1 protein-coding gene is annotated in these 1,154 nt (G+C 56.5%); it reads left to right on the top strand.

The window, feature by feature from the left end; all coding sequences use genetic code 11:
- Positions 1–81 precede the first annotated feature (81 nt).
- A protein-coding gene (locus BMX00_RS14245; RefSeq protein ID WP_090829685.1) for an IS3 family transposase occupies positions 82–1,154 on the top strand; the annotation gives its coding sequence in 2 pieces (ribosomal slippage) (positions 82–343 and positions 343–1,154; 1,074 coding nt annotated over the 2 pieces). This gene is flagged as partial in the annotation.

Below are 1,154 nucleotides of genomic sequence, written 5' to 3'. Positions count from 1 at the left end.
TGACGTCATCCCCAAAAACCTGGGCAATTCTAAATTAGAGTAAAGTCGCATCTGGCTCCCCTATTGAAGGAGTTTGAAGCGATGAAGAGATCCCGATTCAGCGAGGTGCAGGTGGCATACGCTTTGCGGCAGGCAGAAGCCGGCACGCCAGTGATGGACGTGTGCCGCAGCCTTGGCATATCCGAAGCGACGTTCTATATCTGGAAGAAGAAGTACGGCGATCTGGGTGCCAGCGAGGTCAGGCGGTTGCGCCAGCTTGAGGAAGAGAATGCCCGGTTGAAGCGTGTGGTGGCTGATCTGACGCTGGACAAGAACATCCTGCAGGACGTCATCCGAAAAAAAGTCTGACGCCGACACGCCGCCGGGAAATTGTTCGATGGATCATCGACATGTGCAAGATGAGCGTTGAACGGGCGTGTCGGCTAGGCAATTTCTCTCGCGGCAGTTGGTACCGCAAGAGTACCGCCCGGGATCAGTCAGGATTGCGCATGCGCATCCGCGACATTGCCATGAGCCGTCCACGGTTTGGTTACGAGCGCATTCACGTCCTGCTACGGCGCGAAGGCTGGCATGTCAATCTCAAACGTGTCCATAGGCTCTATTGCCTGGAAGGTCTTCAAGTGCGCATGCGGGTACGCCGGAAGAAGCGCATGAGCCTGCACCGTGGGCCGGCACCGGCGCCCACAGCCCAAGGACAGCGTTGGAGCATGGATTTTGTGCACGATCAACTGGTCAATGGGCAACCGTTTCGGGTTCTGACGGTCGTCGATAACTGGAGTCGTGAGAGCCCGGTATTAGAGGTGGGATTTCGGTTAACCGGCAGCAGCGTGGTTGAGGCGCTCAGCCGGGTTGGCAAGACGGTTCGCCTGCCAGCATGCATCACAGTGGACCACGGCACCGAGTTTACTTCCAGGGCACTGGACTTTTGGGCTTGGGAGAACAAGGTGCAGCTTGACTTCACGCGCCCTGGAAAGCCTACGGATAACGGGCTTTGCGAGTCATTCAATGGTCGGCTGCGGGACGAATGTCTGAATACGCACGAATTTGAATCCCTGGAGCAGGCACAACGTATCATCGAAGCGTGGCGACGCGACTATAATGATCACAGACCCCACGGTTCGCTTGGAAAACTGACCCCAAGCGAATACGTTAAA

The organism is Nitrosovibrio tenuis, assembly GCF_900109785.1.
GTDB lineage: Bacteria > Pseudomonadota > Gammaproteobacteria > Burkholderiales > Nitrosomonadaceae > Nitrosospira > Nitrosospira tenuis_A.
Note: the sequence above shows the minus strand (reverse complement) of the source record. Positions and strands in the feature narration are given on the sequence as shown.